Here is a 19,755-nt window from a genome sequence, read left to right on the forward strand (position 1 = left end):
GGTTCTTCACTGCCCTTGAGTTCAGTGATAACCCTGTGGGAGCGGGCTCGTCCCGCGATGCTTTTAGCGCAGCTTCTCAAGCATCTGGTAATACCACATCCCCGCCGCCAGCAGCGGGTTGCCCAGCACATCGCCCAGTGGCACCTTGATGTGCGTGCAGCCGGCAAAGGTATCGAACTTTTCCAGCGTTCCGGTAATGGCCTCGGCCATGATCTCGCCCATGATGTGGCTGGTGGCGATGCCGTGTCCGGAATAGCCCTGGCAGTACCAGACGTTCTCCGACAGCTTGCCCAACTGCGGAATCCGGTTCACCACAATGCCCATCGCACAGCTCCACTGGAACTCGATCGGCACGCCCTTGAGCGCCGGGAACGTGCGTTCGATGCACGGCCGCAGCTCGCCGGCAATGTCCCGCGAATCACGCCCGGAATAGTTGGCACCGCCACCGAACAGCAAACGCCCGTCCGCCGTCATACGGTAGTAGTCGAGCACAAAGCGGCAGTCGTACACCGCCAGGTCCTGCGGGTTGATCTGTTTCGCCAGCTCGCCCAGCGGCGCGGTGGTGACGATGCCGCCCATGGCCGGGAAGATCTTGCCCTTGAGCTGGCGCTTTTCCAGTTTGTGGTACACATCGCCGGCCAGCATCACCTGCTTCGCCTCGACCCGCCCCTTGGCCGTCACCACCGCTGGCCGCGGGCCATGGACGATCTCCAGCACTTCGGAGTTCTCGAAGATCAGCGCCCCCAGCTCATGCGCCGCGCGCGCCTCGCCCAGGCACAGATTGAGCGGATGCAGGTGCAGGTTGCGCAGGTTTTTCAGCGCGCCGAGGTACAGCGGGCTTTCCAGCAGGCCGGCAACGCCAGCGCGGTCGAGCATCTGGACCTGGTCACCCATGCCGCGCCGCTGGGCTTCGTCGTGGAACGCCTGCAACTCGGCCATGTGCGAAGGCTTCATGGCGGCATGCAAGTGGCCGTTCTTCAGGTCGCACTGGATGCCGTAGCGCGCCACCCGCTGCTGGATGATTTCGTGCCCGCGAAAGCGCAGGGCCCAGATGAAGTCGTCGACATCCTCGCCCAGGCGCTGGCGCATCTGTGTGCGCATCGCTTCGTCGCCCGAGAGGCTGCCGGTGACTTGGCCGCCGTTGCGCCCGCTGGCGCCCCAGCCAATGCGGTTGGTTTCGACGATGGCCACTTTCAAGCCGCGCTCGGCCAGTTCGACGGCACTCGCCACGCCGGTAAAACCGCCGCCAATGATTACCACATCGACCTGCACCGTGCCTTCGAGGGTCGGGTACTGGGTCGCGTCGTTGAGGCTCGCGGTGTAGTAGGAGGCGCTGCGCTGGGCAGGGCCGTGGTTCAGGGCTGCATTCATGACTATTTCCTTGGCAAATTCTGTAGGGCGACTCAGGCCTGGGTCAGGTACCAGCGCCAGTCCTGCTCGCCGACCTCGGCCATGAACTGGCGGTATTCGGCGCGCTTGACCGCCAGGTAAACGCCGAGGAAAGCCTCGCCGAACGCTTCGCGGGCCCAGCTCGAATGCTCCAGTGCGTTCAGCGAGGTCAGCCAGTCGGTGGGCAGCAGGTGCGTGGCCTGGGCATAGCCGTTGCCTGCGATCGGGGCACCCGGATCGAGCTGCTGGCGGATGCCGTGATGCAGGCTGGCGAGGATCGCGGCCGCCGCCAGGTACGGGTTGGCATCGGCGCCGCAAATCCGGTGTTCGACGTGGCGGGTGTGCGCCGGGCCGCCGGGCACGCGCAGGCTCACGGTGCGGTTGTCGACGCCCCAGGTCGGCGCCAGCGGCGCATAGCTGTTGGCCTGGAAGCGCCGGTAGGAGTTGGCGTTCGGGCAGAACAGCAGCAGCGTGTCGAGCAGCCGTTCGAGCATGCCGCCGACCGCCTGGCGCAGCAGCGGGGTGCCGGCCTTGTCGTCGCTGGCGAACAGGTTGTTGCCGGCCGCATCGGCCAGGCTCACGTGCATGTGCATGCCGGTGCCGGCCAGGTGATCGAACGGTTTTGCCATGAAGCAGGCCTGCATGCCGTGCTGGTGCGCCACGCCCTTGACCACGCGCTTGTAGCGCACCGCCTGGTCCATCGCCAGCAGCGCGTCGCCGTGCTCCAGGGTGATTTCGACCTGGCCGGGGGCGTACTCGGAAATCGCCGTGCGCGCGGGGATGCCCTGGGCCTTGCAGGCGGCATACAGGTCGGCGAGGAACGGCTCGATCTGTTCCAGCTCGCGCAGGCCATACACCTGGGTGCCGCGCGGGCGGCCGCCATCGGCGTCCAGCGCCGGTTGTGGGTGACCCTGGTGATCGCGCTGCCGGTCGAGCAGATAGAACTCCAGCTCGCAGGCCATCACCGGGTAATAACCATCGGCCTTGAGCGCGTCGACTACCTTCACCAGCAGTTGGCGCGGGTCGGCGATGGTCGCTGGCAGGCCTTCGCTGGGGTGCATGCTGACTTGCACCGCAGCGGTCGGTATCTGTCGCCACGGCAAGCGCACCAGGCTGCCGTCCAGGGGATAGGCGCGGCAGTCGATATCACCGACGTCCCAGACCAGCCCGGAGTTTTCCACGTCCTCGCCGTTGAGGGTCAGGCCGAGGATGGTGCTGGGCAGCGGCCGCCCGCTTTCATAGACAGCCAGCAGTTCTTCACGGTGCAGCAGTTTGCCGCGCGGGACGCCGTTGGCATCCAGGATGAACAGCTCGATCATCTCGATATCGGGGTTGGCCGCCAGAAAAGCCTGGGCCTGGGCAACAGGGGCAAAAGACATGGGTACGCTCGCACTCGGGACCGTCCGCGCACGGGCGGCGGTCGTTCGACAGGAAATTCGGCCGTTATCTGGCCGACGCTTCGCTCAGGCAGGCAGCGCGGTATCTGGAGGGCGAGCGTGGCGGCAATGCCAGAGAGCCCAGAAGGCGAGGATGATGTGCACCAGCGGATTTTCACCAGAGCGGGCCCGCACCTTCGGGAACGAAGGGGGCGTGATCGGGCGGGGCGTGCACGGGGGGGAACTCATGCCGCGGATACTCCCATGCCGTGGAAGGTTCATTAAATCGGCGTTTGTATACCTTCAGATCTTTGCCGGCTAAACAAATGCCCGCTGCCGTTGCGCCGTGCCGAGGCCGGGCAAATCTGCGACAATCCCCGGCCAAACCAAGCCGATCATGTAAAAGCAGGCTCACCTGCACTATTAAAAAGACGTCATGACTGACCAGAACACTGCCATCGGGCAACTGCTGAAAAACCTCGATCACGCCATGATCGCCGAGCGCCATCGCCTGCGGCGGCAGCTGCACGAGCTGCGCAAGCGCCCCGACGAGGCCAAGCTCGCCCAGTGGGCCGAGAAGGCCCAGGCGTCCATTGACCGCGCCGCGGCGCGCAAGGCCAGCGTGCCGACCATCCGTTACGACGACAGCCTGCCGATTGCGGCCAAGCGCGACGAGATCAAGAAGGTCCTGGCCGCGCATCAGGTGCTGATCATCGCCGGCGAGACCGGTTCGGGCAAAACCACCCAGTTGCCGAAAATCTGCCTGGAACTGGGCCGTGGCCAGCATGGCCTGATTGCCCACACCCAGCCGCGCCGGATCGCCGCGCGCAGCGTTGCCACGCGGGTGGCCGAAGAGCTCGGCACGCCGCTCGGCGCTCTGGTCGGGTACCAGGTGCGCTTCGAAGACCAGAGCGATGCCAACACCCTGGTCAAGCTGATGACCGACGGCATCCTGCTGGCCGAAACCCAGCACGACCGCTTTCTTGAGCGCTACGACACGATCATCGTCGACGAGGCTCACGAGCGCAGCCTGAACATCGACTTCCTGCTCGGCTACCTGAAAACCCTGCTGCCGCGTCGCCCCGACCTGAAAGTCATCATCACCTCGGCGACCATCGACCTGGAGCGCTTTTCCAAGCACTTCAACGATGCGCCGATCATCGAGGTGTCGGGCCGTACCTACCCGGTGGAAACCTGGTACCGGCCGCTGACCAGCGAGCAGGACGAGGAGGGCAATCGCGTCGAGGACGACCTCAGCGTCGACCAGGCGATCCTCGCCACCCTCGACGAGATTGCCGCGCACGAGCGTAGCCTCGGCAAGGGGCCGGGCGATGTGCTGGTGTTCCTGCCCGGCGAACGGGAAATTCGCGATGCGGCGGAAATCCTGCGCAAGGCGCAGTTGCGCCACACCGAGATTTTGCCGCTGTATGCCCGGCTGTCGCCGGCCGAGCAGCAGAAGATCTTCCAGTCCCATCCGGGCCGGCGCGTGGTGCTGGCGACCAACGTCGCGGAAACCTCGCTGACCGTGCCGGGTATTCGCTACGTGATCGATAGCGGCACCGCGCGCATCAGCCGTTACAGCTACCGGGCCAAGGTCCAGCGGCTGCCGATCGAGGCGGTCTCGCAGGCCAGCGCCAACCAGCGCAAGGGCCGTTGCGGACGGGTCGAGCCGGGCATCTGCGTGCGCCTGTACAGCGAAGAGGATTTCAACGCGCGGCCGGCCTTTACCGACCCGGAAATCCTGCGCACCAACCTTGCTGCGGTGATCCTGCAGATGCTCCATCTGCGCCTGGGCGCGATCGACGCCTTCCCGTTCATCGAGCCGCCGGATGGCAAGGCCATCAGCGACGGTTTCAACCTGCTGCAGGAGCTCTCGGCGGTTGACCGCGACAACCAGTTGACCGCGCTCGGCCGCCAGCTGGCGCGTCTGCCGGTGGACCCACGGCTGGGCCGCATGCTGCTCGAAGGCGCCAAGCAGGGCAGCCTGCAGGAACTGCTGATCGTTGCCAGTGCGTTGTCGGTGCAGGACCCGCGCGAGCGCCCGCCGGAGCGCCAGCAGGCCGCCGACCAGGCCCATGCGCAGTGGAAGGACGTCGATTCGGACTTCGCCGCGCTGGTCAACCTCTGGCGTGGTTTCGAGGAGCAGCGCCAGGCGCTGACCGCCAGCCCGCTGCGCAACTGGTGCCGGAAAAACTTCCTCAACTACCTGCGCCTGCGCGAATGGCGCGATGCGCACCGCCAACTGAGCCTGATCTGCCGCGACCTGCAACTGGGCATCAACAAGGAGCCGGCCGACTATCCCAAGCTGCACAAGGCGATCCTTTCCGGCCTGCTCAGCCAGATCGGCCAGAAGAGCGAAGACGGCGACTACCTCGGTGCCCGCCAGCGGCGCTTCTGGATTCATCCGTCGTCCGGGCTGGGCAAGAAGCGCCCGCAATGGCTGATGACCGCCGAGCTGGTGGAAACCACCAAGCTGTATGCGCGGATGGTCGCCAAGATCGACTCGGAGTGGATCGAGCCGTTGGCCGCTCATCTGATCAAGAAGAACCACTTCGAACCGCACTGGGAGAAGAAGCGTGGCCAGGTCGTGGCCTACGAACAAGTCACCCTGTACGGCCTGATCGTGATCGGTCGGCGCCCGGTGCATTACGGTCCGGTCGACCCGGTGATGTCGCGCGAGCTGTTCATCCGCGAAGCGCTGGTCGGCGGTGAAATCCAGTCGCGGGCCAAGTGCCTGGCGGCCAACACGCGGTTGCTGGAGCAGCTCGACGAGCTGGAAGCCAAGGCCCGCCGTCGCGACATCCTGGCCGACGAGGAAACCCTCTACGGCTTCTACGAAGCGCGCCTGCCGACGGACATCCACCAGACCGCGACCTTCGACAGCTGGTACCGGGTCAACAGTCAGAAAGACCCACACCTGCTGATCATGCGCGAAGAAGACGTGCTGGCCCGCGAGGCCAGCGAAGTCACGGCTGCGCAGTACCCCGACACCCTGCGCCTGGGTGAGTTAAGCCTGGCCCTGAGCTATCATTTCGAGCCTAACCACCCGCGCGACGGCGTGACCGTGCGGGTGCCGGCACCGCTGCTGCCGAACCTGCCGGGCGAGCGCCTGGAATGGCTGGTGCCGGGCCTGCTCGAAGCCAAATGCATCGCCCTGGTGCGCAACCTGCCCAAGGCCTTGCGCAAGAACTTCGTGCCGGTGCCGGACTTCGTCAAGGCAGCCCTGCAACGCATGACCTTTGCCGACGGCTCGCTGCCGCAGGCGCTTGGTCGCGAGTTGTTGCGCATGACCGGCGTGCGGGTCAGCGATGAGGCCTGGGGCGAATCGGCCAGCCAGGTGGAAAACCACCTGAAGATGAACATCGAGGTGGTCGACGGCCAGGGCAAGTTCCTCGGCGAAGGTCGCGACCTGGCCGAACTGACCGCGCGCTTCGTCGCCGCCAGCCAGGCCGCGCTGGCGGTGCCGAACTCGGCGAAGAGCCAGCAGCCGGTGGAGGCCAAAGGCTTCGCCGAAGTTGCCCAGAGCACCCAGCAGAAGATTGCCGGGCTGTCGATGACGGTGTACCCGGCGCTGGTCGAGGAGGGTGGCACGGTCAAGGAAGGGCGTTTCTCGACCCAGGCCGAAGCCGAGTTCCAGCACCGGCGGGCCTTGCAGCGTCTGCTGTTGCAGCAACTGGCCGAAGCGGCCAAGTTCCTGCGCGGCAAGCTGCCCGGGTTGACCGAGCTGGGCCTGCTGTACCGCGAGCTTGGCCGGGTCGACGCGCTGGTCGAGGACATCCTCCTGGCCAGCCTCGACAGTTGCATTCTGGACGGCGAAAGCAGCCTGCCGCGCGACGGTGCCGGGCTGGCTTCGTTGGCCGAGCGCAAGCGCGCTAGCTGGACCGAGCACGCCGAACGCCTGGCGCGCCTGACGCTGGAGATCCTCAAGCTCTGGCATGGCCTGCAAAAGCGTTTCAAGGGCAAGATCGACCTGGCCCAGGCCGTGGCGCTGAACGATATCAAACAGCAGTTGGCCAACCTGGTCTATCCGGGCTTCGTTCGCGAAACCCCGGCGGTCTGGCTCAAGGAGCTGCCGCGCTACCTCAAGGCCATCGAGCTGCGCTTCGAGAAGCTTGGCAGCCAGGTGCAGAAGGATCGTGTCTGGAGCGGCGAGCTGAACGGCCTCTGGGCGCAGTACAAGGCCCGTGCCGACAAGCATGCGCAGGAAGGCAAGCGCGACGAGCAGTTGGTGCTCTATCGCTGGTGGATCGAGGAATACCGGGTGTCGCTGTTCGCCCAGCAGTTGGGCACCAAGGTGCCAATATCCGACAAACGACTGAGCAAGCAGTGGAGTCTGGTGGAAGCCTAAACCCCTGAAGTTGTGGCACACTTGGCCGATGTTTGCGGCCGTCGGGGCAACTGCTCCGGCGGCCGCGCTACCGAATGCAGCACCAGGCAGTGCTCCCGCCCGTGGGGGGATTGCCTGCAAAAGTTGGCACTGTCGTGCCAGCTGACCGAACCGAATTCGACGAGAGGAACGACCGTGCATAACGTCGTCATCAGCGGCACCGGCCTGTACACCCCGGCCAACAGCATCTCCAACGAAGAGCTGGTGGAATCCTTCAACGCGTACGTCAACCAGTTCAACGCCGACAACGCCGCCGCCATCGAGCGTGGCGAAGTGCAGGCCCTGGCCGAGTCGAGCGCCGCCTTCATCGAGAAGGCCTCGGGTATCAAGAGCCGCTTTGTCATGGACAAGGACGGCATTCTCGACCCGCAGCGCATGAAACCGCGCTTGCCCGAGCGCAGCAACGACGAGCCGTCGATTCTCTGCCAGATGGCCGTGGCTGCTGCCGAGCAGGCCCTGCAGCGTGCCGGCCGCACCGCCGCCGATGTCGACGCGGTGATCGTCGCCTGTTCCAACCTGCAGCGCCCGTACCCGGCCATCGCCATCGAAGTGCAGCAGGCGCTGGGTATCAACGGCTTCGGCTTCGACATGAACGTGGCCTGCTCCTCGGCCACCTTCGGCATCCAGACCGCCTGCAACAGCGTGCAGCTCGGCCAGGCCCGTGCGGTGCTGGTGGTGAGCCCGGAAATCTGCACCGGCCACCTGAACTTCCGCGACCGTGACAGTCACTTCATCTTCGGCGACGCGGCCACCGCGGTGCTGGTCGAGCGTGCCGACCTGGCCACCTCGGCGCATCAGTTCGACATCGTCAGCACCAAGCTGCTGACGCAGTTCTCGAACAACATCCGCAACAACTTCGGCTTCCTCAACCGCGCGGCGGAAGAGGGCATTAACGCCCCGGACAAACTCTTCGTCCAGGAAGGCCGCAAGGTGTTCCGTGAAGTCTGCCCGATGGTTGCCGAGCTGATTGGCCAGCACCTGAGCGACAACAACCTCAACGTCAGCGACGTCAAGCGCTTCTGGTTGCACCAGGCCAACCTGAGCATGAACCACCTGATCGTTAAAAAGCTGCTGGGCCGCGATGCACTGGAAGAAGAAGCGCCAGTGATCCTCGACAGCTACGCCAACACCAGCTCGGCCGGCTCGGTGATTGCCCTGCACAAGCACCAGGACGACCTGCCCAAGGGCGCGCTGGGTGTGCTCAGCTCGTTTGGTGCCGGCTACTCGATCGGCAGTGTGATCCTGCGCAAACGCTGAGGCGGGTGCTAACCTCTGCCGCTTGGCGCCGTCCACCGCGCCGGTTCTGGATGAGGTAGGCATGGCGCAAGGCAATGACGCACAGCTTCTGCAACGCCTGTTGCGCGGTGAGCAACAGGCGTTTCGCGAGCTGGTGGAGACCTATCAAGGCGCCATGCGCGCCGTGGCCCAGGCCATCCTTGGCAGCCGTCAGGCCGACGAGGCCGTGCAGGACGCCTGGCTGGCGGTGGTTCGCAGCCTGCCGGGCTTCCAGCAGCGCGCGAGCCTCAAGACCTGGCTGCTGACCATCACCGCCAACGCCGCCAAGACCCGCTACAAGCAGAATCGCCGCGAGCTGCTGCTCGACGACCTGCGCGCGCCGCATGGCACGCTGGGCGACGAGCGTTTCGCCAGCGACGGCCACTGGTGCCAGGCGCCGACTGCCTGGCATCAGGACTCGCCGGAAGCGCTGCTCAGCCAGGAGCAACTGCGCGAATGCCTCGAACACACCGTGCTCAGCCTCTCGCAACTGCAAAGCAGTGTATTGCTGCTGCGCGAACGCCAAGGCCTGGAGTTGCAGGAGATCTGTAATCTTCTTGACCTGTCGCTCTCCAATGTTCGCGTGCTGCTGCACCGGGCACGGCTGAAAGTCTTCGCCACCCTGGAACATTTCGAGGAGACCGGCCAATGCTGAGCTGCAAGGAGCTGGTCGCCTGTGCCAGCGATTACCTGGACGGGCAGCAGGGATTCGCGCAATACCTGCGTACCCGCCAGCACCTGCTGCTGTGCCGGCACTGCCGGCGGTTCATCCGCCAGTTGCGCCTGACCCAGGCCACCCTGCGCGCCTTGCCGCAGGCGCCGGTAGACGATGCCGAGTCGATCGTCCAGCGCATGCACGCCGAGTACCAGCGCCATAAAAAACCCTGAAACGTGTCTGCAAGGCCCGTGTGGCGGGCGTTCCACGTTATTCACATTCGAAGTAAAAAAGTTCCGCTGTCACAAAATCTTTATCTAACAGCCACTAATCTGACATGCCCCCCCGCCAAGATTCCTCCCCAGCACAAGTGGCCTGAGCCGCGTGTTTTTTCAACGTAATCAAGACCATAAACGTTAGGGGAGCAACTTCGATGATCCGTAAGCACTTCGCCGGTTTCGCAGCCAGCGCTTTGGCTATGGCCGTTACCGCCCAGGCTTTCGCGGGTACCGTGACCACCGACGGCGCCGATATCGTAGTCAAGACCAAGGGTGGCCTCGAGGTCGCTACCACCGACAAGGAATTCAGCTTCAAGCTGGGCGGTCGGATCCAGGCTGACTACAGCCGTTTCGACGGTTTCTACACCAATAACGGCGACACCGCCGACGCCGGCTACTTCCGTCGTGCCTATCTGGAACTGGGCGGTGTGATGTACACCGACTGGGCCTACCAGATCGCCTACGACTTCTCGCACAACTCCGGCGGTGACAACCGTGCCGAAGACGGTTACTTCGACGAAGCGTCGCTGGCTTACAACGGCTTCAAGCCGGTTTCGATCAAGGTGGGTCGTTTCGACCCTGAGTTCGGCCTGGAAAAAGCCACCAGCTCCAAGTGGGTGACGGCTCAGGAACGTACCGCTGCCTATGATCTGGTCGACTGGACCAACGGCCACAACGGCGGTTTCGGTATCCAGGCGTCGGGTAACGCGGGCGACTCGCTGTACGGCTCGGTTGGCTTGTTCGCCAAGGACGCTACCAACCAGGCCAAGGACGGCGACAGCACCAAGCAGTTCAACCTGCGCGGTGTCTTCGCCCCGATGCACGATGCTGGCAACGTGCTGCACTTCGGCGTCAACTACGCCCAGCGCGATCTTTCCGACACCGCTTTCGATGGCCGTATCCGCAGCCGCCTGGGCATGCGTGGGGTCAGCACCGACGGTGGCCAGGACGCCGGCACCAACGGCAACCGCCTGACCTTGGGCGGCGCCAACAACACCCCGGCCGGTGCCTACGACACTGACAAGGCTCTGGGTCTGGAAGCCGCCTTCGCCACGGGCCCGTTCTCGGTGCAGGGCGAGTACGTCAAGCGTGACGTGCAAGCTGACGGCGCAGCCTTCAAGGACATCAAGGCTGACGGTTACTACGGTCAGGTGGCTTACACCCTCACCGGCGAAGCGCGTGGCTACAAGCTCGGCAAGTTCGACAGCATCAAGCCGTCGAACAAGCAGATCGGCGCCTGGGAAGTGTTCTACCGCTACGACCACCTGAGCGTCGATGACGACAACGGTGCGTTCAACAACATCAGCGACGTTGAAGGCAAGGTGCACAACGTCGGTCTGAACTGGTATGCCAACGAGTCGATCAAACTCAGCGGTGTGTACGTCAAGGCCAAGGTCGACAACGCGAAAAACGCTGCCGGCGACGACAGCGGCGACGGTTTCGTGATGCGCGCGCAGTACGTGTTCTAACGCAACGCTCCTTCATCCGTTAAATCTTCAGCCCCACTTCGGTGGGGCTTTTTTTCGCCCGCGCGAGGGGGCAGACTGCGCGGATGCCGAACCTTATCCTGCAACAGCTCGCCGATATCGATGCCGCCGCCTGGGACGCCCTGGTGCCTGCGGCACAACCGTTTCTATGCCATGCCTTCCTGCGTAGCCTGGAGGACAGCGGCAGTGTCAGCCGGCACACAGGCTGGCTGCCGGCGCACCGGCTGCACACCGATGCCGATGGCGTGCTCCAGGCCGCGTTCCCGGCCTATGTGAAAACCCATTCGTTTGGTGAGTACGTGTTCGACCACGGCTGGGCGGACGCCTGCGCCCGCGCCGGGATCGACTACTACCCCAAATTGCTCTGTGCCGTGCCGTTTTCGCCGGTGAGCGGCGCGCGTTTGCTCGGTGACCCAGCGGCGGTGGCCGAATTGCTCGATGACGCTACCGAGGCGCTGTTCGACCAGGGCCTGTCGGGGCTGCACGTGAACTTCACCGATGCGCAGGCCGATGCCGTGCTGCACGGGCGCGAGGGCTGGATGGAGCGCCTGGGGTGCCAGTTCCACTGGCGCAACGAGGGCTACCGCGACTTTCAGGACTTCCTCGACCGACTCAGTTCGCGCAAGCGCAAGCAGATGCGCAAGGAGCGCGAGCAAGTCGCCGGGCAGGGCATCGAGTTCCGCTGGTACCACGGTGCCGAGCTGAGCGAGGCGCAGTGGGATTTCGTCTATGCCTGTTATGCCAATACCTACGCGGTGCGGCGTCGCCCGCCGTACCTGACACGCAACTTCTTCAGCCTGCTGGCCGAGCGCATGCCCGAGGCGATTCGGGTGGTGATGGCGCTACAGGCCGGGCGGGCGGTGGCGATGGCCTTCAGTCTGGTCGGGGGCGACAGCCTGTATGGGCGCTATTGGGGCTGCCTGGCCGAGTTTGATCGGCTGCATTTCGAGACGTGCTTCTATCAAGGGATGGATTTTGCCATCGCCGAGGGTTTACAGCGCTTCGATGCCGGGGCGCAGGGCGAACACAAGCTGATTCGCGGTTTCGAACCGGTGATCACCCGCTCCTGGCATTACTTGCTGCACCCAGGGTTGCGGGCGGCGGTGGCGGATTTTCTCGCGCAGGAGCGGCTGGGGGTGTTGGGATATGCCGAGGAGGCGCGCCTGGCTTTGCCGTTTCGCCAGGCTTGAAGGCCTCATCGCGGGATGAGGTCAGTCGACCCCGACAAAGCCACCGGTCTGGTGATGCCACAACCGCGCATACAGGCCCTGCTGGGCCAGCAGTTCGCTGTGGCTGCCGACCTCGGCTATCTGGCCTTTCTCCAGCACCACCAGCCGGTCCATCCGGGCAATGGTCGACAGGCGGTGGGCAATCGCGATCACCGTCTTGCCTTGCATCAGGGTTTCCAGGCTCTCCTGAATCGCCGCCTCAACCTCCGAGTCCAGCGCCGAGGTCGCCTCGTCCATGATCAGGATCGGCGCGTTCTTCAGTAGCACCCGGGCAATCGCGATACGCTGGCGCTGACCACCCGACAGCTTCACCCCACGTTCGCCGACATGCGCGTCGAAACCGGTATGCCCCTGGGCATCGGACAGCTGTGGAATGAACTCGTCGGCCCGCGCCCGGCGCACCGCTTCCCACACCTGCTCCTCGCTGGCATCCGGGCGGCCGTACAGCAGGTTGTCGCGGATCGAGCGATGCAGCAGCGAGGTGTCCTGGGTAATCATGCCGATCTGCGCGCGCAGGCTGGCCTGGCTGACATGGGCGATGTCCTGACCATCGATCAGGATCCGCCCGCTATCCAGGTCGTACAGACGCAGCAACAGGTTGACCAGGGTCGACTTGCCTGCCCCCGACGGCCCGATCAGGCCGATCTTTTCGCCAGGGCGGATATCCAGGTTGAGGTTGTCGATGACCCGGCTGCCCTTGCCGTAATGGAAGTCGACATTCTCGAACTTCACCGCGCCGCGCGTCACCTTCAGTGCCGGCGCATTCGGCAGGTCGGTCACCGTGACCGGCTGGGCGATGGTCTGCAGGCCATCCTGGACCATGCCGATGTTCTCGAAGATGCCGTTGACCACCCACATGATCCAGCCCGACATGTTGACGATGCGAATCACCAGGCCGGTGGCCAGGGCAATCGCCCCGACCGTGATCAGCGACTGCGTCCATAGCCACAGCGCAAGTCCGGTGGTGGTCACGATCAGCAGACCGTTGAGGCTGGTGATGACGATGTCCATGCTGGTAATGACGCGGCTGGCCAGTTGGGTTTTCTCGGTCTGCTCGCGAATTGCCTCGCGGGCGTACTGGCGCTCGTAGTCGGTGTGGGCGAACAGCTTGAGCGTAGCGATGTTGGTGTAGCCGTCGACGATGCGCCCCATCAGCTTGGAGCGCGCGTCGGAGGAAATCACCGCACGGGCCTTCACCCGTGGCACGAAGTAGTACAGCGCGCCGCTGTAGCCGGCGATCCAGGCCAGCAACGGCAGCATCAGCCGCCAGTCGGCTTCGGCGAACAGCACCAGCGCACTGAGCGCATAGATGACCACGTGCCACAGCGCATCCACTGCCTGCACCGCCGAATCGCGTAGCGAGTTGCCGGTTTGCATGATGCGCTGGGCGATGCGCCCGGCGAAGTCGCTCTGGAAGAAGTTCAGGCTCTGCTTGAGCACGTAGTTGTGGTTTTGCCAGCGGATCAGGCTGGTCATGCCCGGGCTGATGGTCTGGTGCACCAGCAGGTCGTGCAGGCCGGTGAAGATTGGTCGCAACAGCAGCGTCACCACCAGCATCCAGGTCAGCTCGGCGGCGTGCTCGCTGAAGAAGTTGACGTTCGGTGCGCCCTGGGCCAGGTCGATGATCCGGCTCAGGTAGCTGAACAGCGCCACCTCGATCAGCGCACCGATCAGGCCGACCACCAGCAGCACGGCGAAACTCGGCCAGACCTGGCGCAGGTAGTACAGGTAGAAGGGCAGCACCTTGCCAGGCGGCGCCGCCGTCGGCGCTTCACGGAAGATATCGATCAACTGCTCGAAGCGGCGGAACAACATGAAAGCGGTAACTCCTGTTAGCGTTGCGCCCCGGCCGGTCGCGGTGCACATCCCTGTGCCCGCGTGGCTCAGTCGAGGCGTTTGGCGGATTTGATCAGGATCGGGTCGACCGGTACGTCGGCCATGCCCTGTTTCCGGGTGGTTTGTACATTGACGATCTGGTCGACCACATCCATGCCCTTGACCACTTTGGCGAATACCGCGTAACCGGCATCGCGCCCCGGGTCGAGGAAGGCATTGTCGGCCACGTTGATGAAGAACTGGCTGGTCGCCGAGTTCGGGTTCGAGGTGCGCGCCATCGATAGTGTGCCGCGGGTGTTATGCAGGCCATTGCTGGCTTCGTTGCGGATCGGGTCCTGGGTTGGCTTCTGCTGCATCTGCGCGGTGAAACCGCCACCCTGAACCATGAAACCCGGGATCACCCGGTGGAAGATGGTGTTGGAGTAGAAGCCGCTGTCGACATAGGCCAGGAAATTCTTGCTGCTGATCGGCGCCTTGATGGTGTCCAGTTCCACTTCGATCTGCCCGAAGCTGGTGTCGAGCAGGACATGCGGTTGCTTGTCGGCAGCCATCAGGCTGGTGGCAAACGCGACGGAGCAGGCGGCCAGGAGAATTTTTTTCAGCATGAACTCAATGTTCCTTGAGAGGTGGTTGTTGCCGCAGCCAGAAACTGCAGCAGGGTCTGGTTGAAGCGCTGGGGCTGATCCAGCGGCGTAGCGTGCCGTGAATCTTCGATGACCGCCAGTCGTGCCTGGGGAATCAGGCTGACGTAGCGCTCCTTGAGTGATACCGGGGTGTAGTCATGGTCGGCGCTGATGACCAGTGTAGGACAGCGAATACGCCCGAGGCGTTCCAGCACGCCCCAGCCGACAATCGCGTCGAAACTGGCCAGATAGGCGCGTTTGTCGTTGCGCGCCCAGCGTTCGGCCATCGTGCGCCGCAGGTCGGCCTGCTCGGGTTTGGGGAACAGCCGCGCGGCCAGGCCCTTGCCGATGGTGTTCAGGCTCAGCAGGCGGCCCAGGCTCCAGCGCTTGGCCCACTGCCAGTAGTCGTCGCGGCTGCGCACCTTCACCTCCGGTGCGCTGTTGACGATGCACAGGCTGCGCAGCCAGTCGGGGTGATCGACCGCGAACTGGAAGCTGACCATGCCGCCCATGGACAGCCCGACAAGGTGCACCGGGCCGGTATTGAGGTGTTCCAGCAGGGCCATCAGGTCGGCGCTGAAGCCGGCGATGCTGTAGCGTTCGCGGGGTTTGTCGGAGCGCCCGTGGCCGCGCAGGTCGAGCAGGATCAGGCGGTAATGACCGGCCAGTGCGGCGATTTGCAGCTCCCAGTCCTGGCAGCTCGACCCCAGCCCGTGCAGCAGTACCAGGGGCGCGCCCTGGCCATATTCCTCGTAGTGCAGCGAGCAACCTTCGTGTTCGAAGTAGGCCATGGCGAATCCTTTCAGGCTTGGGCAGGGGCGGCGAAGGGCACGTCCAGCGGCGCGGTATCGAAGTTGCGCAGCAACTCGATGAGGATCTGCGTGGCCGGGCCCAGGGGTTTGTCCTTGTTCGAGTAAAGGTAGAACAGCGGATGGCGACTGCCACCCTGATCCAGTGGCAACGGCTTGAGCACGCCCTCGCGCAGCTCGCGCTCGATCAGGTGGCGCGGCAGCCAGGCGAAGCCCAGGCCGCTGCTGACGAAGGTGGCGGCGGTGGCCAGGCTGCCGACCGTCCAGCGCTGTTCGGCACCGAGCCAGCCGACGTCGCGCGGCTGGGCGCGGCCAGAGTCGCGGATCACCACCTGCAGCTGGCTTTCCAGGTCCTGGAAGCTCAGTTCGCGGCCGAGGCGGTGCAGGCTGTGTTCGGGGTGGGCAACGGCGACGAACTCCACCGCGCTGAGCTCGGTGCCGAGGTAGCCGGAAATGTTGAAGCCGCTGATGGCCAGGTCGGCAATGCCTTCGTGCAGGACTTCCTCGACCCCGGACAGTACCTCTTCACGCAGGCGCACCCGGCAACCACGACTTTGCGGCATGAACGCACTGAGCGCGCGGACCAGCCGGGCGTTGGGGTAGGCCGCGTCGACCACCAGGCGCACTTCGGCTTCCCAGCCTTGTTCCATGTGGTGAGCAAGGTCTTCGAGCTGGCTGGCCTGCTTGACCAGCTGCCGCGAGCGGCGCAGCAGCACGCTACCGGCTTCGGTGAGTACCGCCTTGCGCCCGTCGATGCGCAGCAACGGCACGCCGAGCTGGTCCTGCATACGCGCCACGGTATAGCTCACCGAGGACTGCGAACGGTGCAGCGCTTCGGCGGCCTGGGCAAACCCTCCGTGATCGACCACGGCTTGCAGGGTTCGCCATTGATCCAGGGTTACGCGTGGCGCTTTCATCTTCGGCTCCTGTTGTCCTAAGCTGGCGCTCTTTCATGGAGCGCGTCGTATGAAGAAATGTTGTGCGGTATTGCTGGCCCTGTTGCCCCTCACGGCCATGGCCTATCCCATCGAGGTGGAAAAGACCGTGGACCGCGTCAAGCTCGACTACACCACCTACGACACCGACCGTGATATCGGTTCGATCAGCCTGAACAACTATGGCGAGGTGGCCGCCCAGTGCAAGGTGACGTTCCGCAATGGCCCCGAGGCGCCGCGGGTACGCCGGGTGCAGGTGCCGGCGAAAAAAAGTGTCGATGTGACGGCCAAGTTCAACCGGGAAATCATCAAGCTGCGGGTAGCGGTGGATTGCTCGCCGCAATAAAACAATTTAACTGATAGGTTGGACCCAGTTTTTACGCTTTTTTATCGATAGGTCAATCTTTAATCTTGTCTCCATTGCGTTAGCCACTTCGCCACTGGAGGCACTTTATGTCCCGCGTTCTGATCATTGAAAGCAGCGCCCGTCAGCACGATTCGATTTCCCGTCAACTGACGCGGGACTTTGTCCATCAGTGGCAGGCGGCCAACCCGGCCGATAGCGTCACCCTGCGTGACCTTGCTGTCAGCCCGGTGCCGCATCTGGATGGCAACCTGCTGGGGGGCTGGATGAAGCCCGAAGCCGATCGCAGTACCGAAGAACTGCAGGCGCTGGCACGCTCGAACGAGCTGACCGATGAACTGCTGGCGGCCGATGTGCTGGTGCTGGCGGCGCCGATGTACAACTTCACGATTCCGAGCACGCTCAAGGCCTGGCTGGACCATGTGCTGCGTGCCGGGATCACCTTCAAATACACCGAGACCGGGCCTCAAGGTCTGCTGACCGGCAAGCGTGCCTACGTGGTGACGGCGCGGGGCGGGATTCATGCCGGGGCGGGCAGCGATCACCAGGAACCGTACTTGCGCCAGGTGCTGGCCTTCATCGGGATTCATGAGGTGACCTTTATTCATGCCGAAGGGCTGAACATGGGAGGGGACTTCCATGAGAAAGGGCTGAACCAGGCCAAGGCGCAGTTGGCTGCGCTGGCCTGAGGGTTTCATTCGGTTTTCCCCCCGCCTGACACCTGTTGCTCCTTTGGGTGTATATGCCCGGTCTGAGCCTTGCGCTTGGCCGGGCTTTTTTGTCGATTTGGAGGGGGAAGGGGGCTCACCAAGATCAAGAGCATCGCAGGCAAGGCTGGCCACAGAGTACAGCCAGTTCCAACTGAGGCGTGTCAGCGCCTAGCGACGAAACCCAGTCCTCTGAAGTGGCCCCACACGGCCCTCAGTGCTACTGTCGCCGCCTGAATTTCAAGGGGCACCCATGGGCTACTTACTCATTGTCGCGCTGATCCAGGCGTTTTCCTTCAGCCTGATCGGCGAATACCTCGCCGGCCACGTCGACAGCTATTTCGCCGTGCTGGCGCGGGTCCTGCTGGCCGGTCTGGTCTTTCTGCCATTGACCCGCTGGCGCCAGGTCGAACCGCGCTTCATGCGCGCCATGCTCGGTATCGGCGCGCTGCAGTTCGGCATCACCTACGTCTGCCTGTACTTGAGTTTTCGGGTGCTCACGGTGCCGGAGGTGTTGCTGTTCACCATCCTCACCCCGCTGCACGTCACCCTGATCGAAGATGCCTTGAACAAGCGCTTCAACCCCTGGGCGCTGGTTGCCGCGCTGGTCGCCGTTGCCGGTGCCGGGGTGATTCGCTTCGACAGCATCAGCCCGGACTTCTTCATCGGCTTCCTGCTGCTGCAACTGGCCAACTTCACTTACGCCGCCGGCCAGGTCCTGTACAAGCACTTGATCGCCCGCTACCCCAGCGACCTACCGCATTACCGGCGTTTCGGCTACTTCTACCTGGGCGCGCTGATCGTCGTGCTGCCGGCATTCCTGCTGTTCGGCAACGCCGCGCACCTGCCCAGCACCGAGGTGCAATGGCTGGTGCTGCTGTTCCTCGGGCTGTGCCCGACCGCATTGGGCCTGTACTGGTGGAACAAGGGCGCTTGCCTGGTTTCCGGTGGCACCCTGGCGGTGATGAACAACCTTCATGTGCCGGTCGGCCTGCTGCTCAACCTGCTGATCTGGAACCAGCACGAACCACTGGGCCGCCTGTTCCTTGGCGGCGCGGTGATTCTTGGCTCGCTATGGCTCAGCCGTCTCGGTAGTCAGCGCTCGCTGCTCGCGGGCGAGGTTCGCCGGTAACAGCCCGGCGCGCAGGTCGTTGCCGCTCGGCTGCTGGTACAGGCTCAGGCCAAACTCCGGCAGCACTGCCAGCAGGTAATCGAAGATGTCGCCCTGGATTCGTTCGTACTCGGCCCACACCGTGGTGCGGGTGAAGCAGTAGATCTCCAGCGGCACGCCCTGGGCCGTAGCCTGCATCTGGCGGACCATGCAGGTCATGTTCGGCTGGATGTCCGGGTGGCTCTTCAGGTAGGCCAGTGCGTAGGCACGGAAGGTACCGATGTTGGTCAGCCGCCGGCGGTTGGCCGAAAGCTCGGCCACTGGGCCCTGGGCCTCGTTCCAGCTGTGCAGCTCGTTGCGCTTGCGGGCGATGTAGTCGGTGAGCAGGCGTACCTCGGACAGCCGCTGCTCTTCGGCCGCGCTGACGAAGCGCACACCGCCGGCGTCGATGAACAGGCTGCGCTTGATCCGCCGGCCACCGGCCTGCTGCATGCCGCGCCAGTTCTTGAACGATTCGGACATCAACCGCCAGGTCGGGATTGAGACGATGGTCTTGTCGAAGTTCTGCACCTTCACCGTGTGCAAGGTGATATCGACCACATCGCCGTCGGCACCGACCTGGGGCATTTCAATCCAGTCGCCGACCCGCAGCATGTCGTTGCTGGTCAACTGCACACTGGCCACGAACGACAGCAAGGTGTCCTTGTACACCAACAGGATCACCGCCGACATCGCACCCAGACCCGACAGCAGCAACAGTGGCGATCGGTCGATCAGGGTAGCGACGATGATGATCGCACCGAACACGAACAACACCATCTTCGCCAGTTGCACGTAGCCCTTGATCGAGCGGGTGCGGGCGTGCTCGGTGCGCGCGTAGATGTCCAGCAGGGCGTCGAGCAGGGCGCTCAGGGCCAGCACCAGGAACAGGATGGTGAAGGCCAGCGCGACGTTGCCGAGGAAATGCTGGCTGGTGGCGTTGAGCTCCGGCACCAGCTTGAGGCCGAATTGCACCACCAGCGACGGGGTCATTTGCGCCAGACGCTGGAACACCTTGTTCTGCAGCAGGTCGTTGAGCCAGTGCAGTGCCGGCTGTCGGCCCAGCAGCTTGACCGCGTGCAGGATCAGAAAGCGCGCTACCCGGCCCAGCACCAGGGCAATGATCAGCAACAAGGTCAGGCCGATACCGGCGTGCAGCAGCGGATGTTGGTCGAGGGTGCCCCAGAGGTCGAGGGCGTTTTGCCAGAATTGTTGAATAGCCATGCCGTTAAGAAATTGTCCACAAAGGTGAAAG

Annotated in this window: 16 protein-coding genes; 9 read left to right on the forward strand and 7 right to left on the reverse strand. The window is 64.0% G+C overall.

From position 1 onward, the window contains the following. Positions 1–63 precede the first annotated feature (63 nt). Positions 64–1,371, reverse strand: coding sequence for an FAD-binding oxidoreductase (locus DCO48_RS21150; protein WP_116552558.1), 1,308 nt, complete (start codon positions 1,369–1,371; stop codon positions 64–66). A gap of 32 nt (positions 1,372–1,403) precedes the next feature. Next, on the reverse strand, positions 1,404–2,768 hold the full coding sequence (locus tag DCO48_RS21155; protein ID WP_116552559.1) for a glutamine synthetase family protein: 1,365 nt from the start codon (positions 2,766–2,768) through the stop codon (positions 1,404–1,406). Positions 2,769–3,201: 433 nt separating this feature from the next. On the opposite strand from DCO48_RS21155, the gene hrpA reads away from it, so the two are divergent. The 6 genes from hrpA to DCO48_RS21185 all read left to right on the forward strand — a co-directional run bounded on the left by hrpA (position 3,202) and on the right by DCO48_RS21185 (position 12,037). After that, positions 3,202–7,113: an ATP-dependent RNA helicase HrpA gene (hrpA, locus tag DCO48_RS21160; protein ID WP_116552560.1), complete on the forward strand. Its 3,912-nt coding sequence runs from the start codon at positions 3,202–3,204 to the stop codon at positions 7,111–7,113. 174 nt (positions 7,114–7,287) lie between these two features. Continuing rightward, positions 7,288–8,409, forward strand: coding sequence for a beta-ketoacyl-ACP synthase III (locus DCO48_RS21165; RefSeq protein ID WP_116552561.1), 1,122 nt, complete (start codon positions 7,288–7,290; stop codon positions 8,407–8,409). 61 nt (positions 8,410–8,470) lie between these two features. Continuing rightward, the gene (locus DCO48_RS21170; RefSeq protein ID WP_116552562.1) at positions 8,471–9,082 is read left to right on the forward strand and encodes an RNA polymerase sigma factor; all 612 of its coding nucleotides are present in this window, start codon (positions 8,471–8,473) and stop codon (positions 9,080–9,082) included. Further along, complete coding sequence (locus DCO48_RS21175; protein ID WP_116552563.1) at positions 9,076–9,315, forward strand: anti-sigma factor; 240 nt, start codon at positions 9,076–9,078, stop codon at positions 9,313–9,315. The genes DCO48_RS21170 and DCO48_RS21175 overlap by 7 nt, the downstream gene beginning before the upstream one ends. A 200-nt stretch (positions 9,316–9,515) precedes the next feature. Next, the gene (locus DCO48_RS21180) at positions 9,516–10,829 is read left to right on the forward strand and encodes an OprO/OprP family phosphate-selective porin (RefSeq protein ID WP_116552564.1); all 1,314 of its coding nucleotides are present in this window, start codon (positions 9,516–9,518) and stop codon (positions 10,827–10,829) included. A gap of 83 nt (positions 10,830–10,912) precedes the next feature. Continuing rightward, positions 10,913–12,037 (forward strand): GNAT family N-acetyltransferase, encoded by a 1,125-nt coding sequence (locus DCO48_RS21185; RefSeq protein ID WP_116552565.1) that lies wholly within the window; start codon positions 10,913–10,915, stop codon positions 12,035–12,037. A 21-nt stretch (positions 12,038–12,058) separates the two neighbouring features. On the opposite strand, the gene DCO48_RS21190 is transcribed toward DCO48_RS21185, so the two are convergent. The 4 genes from DCO48_RS21190 to DCO48_RS21205 all read right to left on the reverse strand — a co-directional run bounded on the left by DCO48_RS21190 (position 12,059) and on the right by DCO48_RS21205 (position 16,261). Beyond that, positions 12,059–13,891, reverse strand: coding sequence for an ABC transporter ATP-binding protein (locus DCO48_RS21190; protein ID WP_116552566.1), 1,833 nt, complete (start codon positions 13,889–13,891; stop codon positions 12,059–12,061). 68 nt (positions 13,892–13,959) lie between these two features. Next, the gene (locus DCO48_RS21195) at positions 13,960–14,517 is read right to left on the reverse strand and encodes a peptidylprolyl isomerase (RefSeq protein ID WP_116552567.1); all 558 of its coding nucleotides are present in this window, start codon (positions 14,515–14,517) and stop codon (positions 13,960–13,962) included. Then, entirely contained in the window at positions 14,511–15,326 is an 816-nt protein-coding gene (locus DCO48_RS21200) for an alpha/beta fold hydrolase (RefSeq protein ID WP_116552568.1), read from the reverse strand. The genes DCO48_RS21195 and DCO48_RS21200 overlap by 7 nt, the downstream gene beginning before the upstream one ends. 11 nt (positions 15,327–15,337) lie before the next feature. After that, positions 15,338–16,261 carry a LysR family transcriptional regulator gene (locus DCO48_RS21205; RefSeq protein WP_116552569.1) on the reverse strand — a complete coding sequence of 308 codons (924 nt, stop codon included), beginning with the start codon at positions 16,259–16,261 and terminating at the stop codon, positions 15,338–15,340. A gap of 49 nt (positions 16,262–16,310) precedes the next feature. On the opposite strand from DCO48_RS21205, the gene DCO48_RS21210 reads away from it, so the two are divergent. The 3 genes from DCO48_RS21210 (at position 16,311) to DCO48_RS21220 (ending at position 18,482) form a co-directional block, all read left to right on the forward strand. Beyond that, positions 16,311–16,625: a 3-phosphoglycerate kinase gene (locus tag DCO48_RS21210; RefSeq protein ID WP_116552570.1), complete on the forward strand. Its 315-nt coding sequence runs from the start codon at positions 16,311–16,313 to the stop codon at positions 16,623–16,625. Between the two features lie 107 nt (positions 16,626–16,732). Continuing rightward, a complete protein-coding gene (locus tag DCO48_RS21215; RefSeq protein ID WP_116552571.1) occupies positions 16,733–17,332 on the forward strand; it encodes an FMN-dependent NADH-azoreductase in 600 nt (199 codons plus the stop codon). 271 nt (positions 17,333–17,603) lie between these two features. Further along, positions 17,604–18,482 (forward strand): carboxylate/amino acid/amine transporter, encoded by an 879-nt coding sequence (locus DCO48_RS21220; protein ID WP_116552572.1) that lies wholly within the window; start codon positions 17,604–17,606, stop codon positions 18,480–18,482. On the opposite strand, the gene DCO48_RS21225 is transcribed toward DCO48_RS21220, so the two are convergent. Further along, the gene (locus DCO48_RS21225) at positions 18,423–19,724 is read right to left on the reverse strand and encodes a mechanosensitive ion channel family protein (protein WP_116552573.1); all 1,302 of its coding nucleotides are present in this window, start codon (positions 19,722–19,724) and stop codon (positions 18,423–18,425) included. The genes DCO48_RS21220 and DCO48_RS21225 overlap by 60 nt on opposite strands. Positions 19,725–19,755: the final 31 nt, after the last annotated feature.

The sequence above is a fragment of the Pseudomonas sp. SDI genome (assembly GCF_003105155.1).
In the GTDB taxonomy this organism is placed as follows: domain Bacteria; phylum Pseudomonadota; class Gammaproteobacteria; order Pseudomonadales; family Pseudomonadaceae; genus Aquipseudomonas.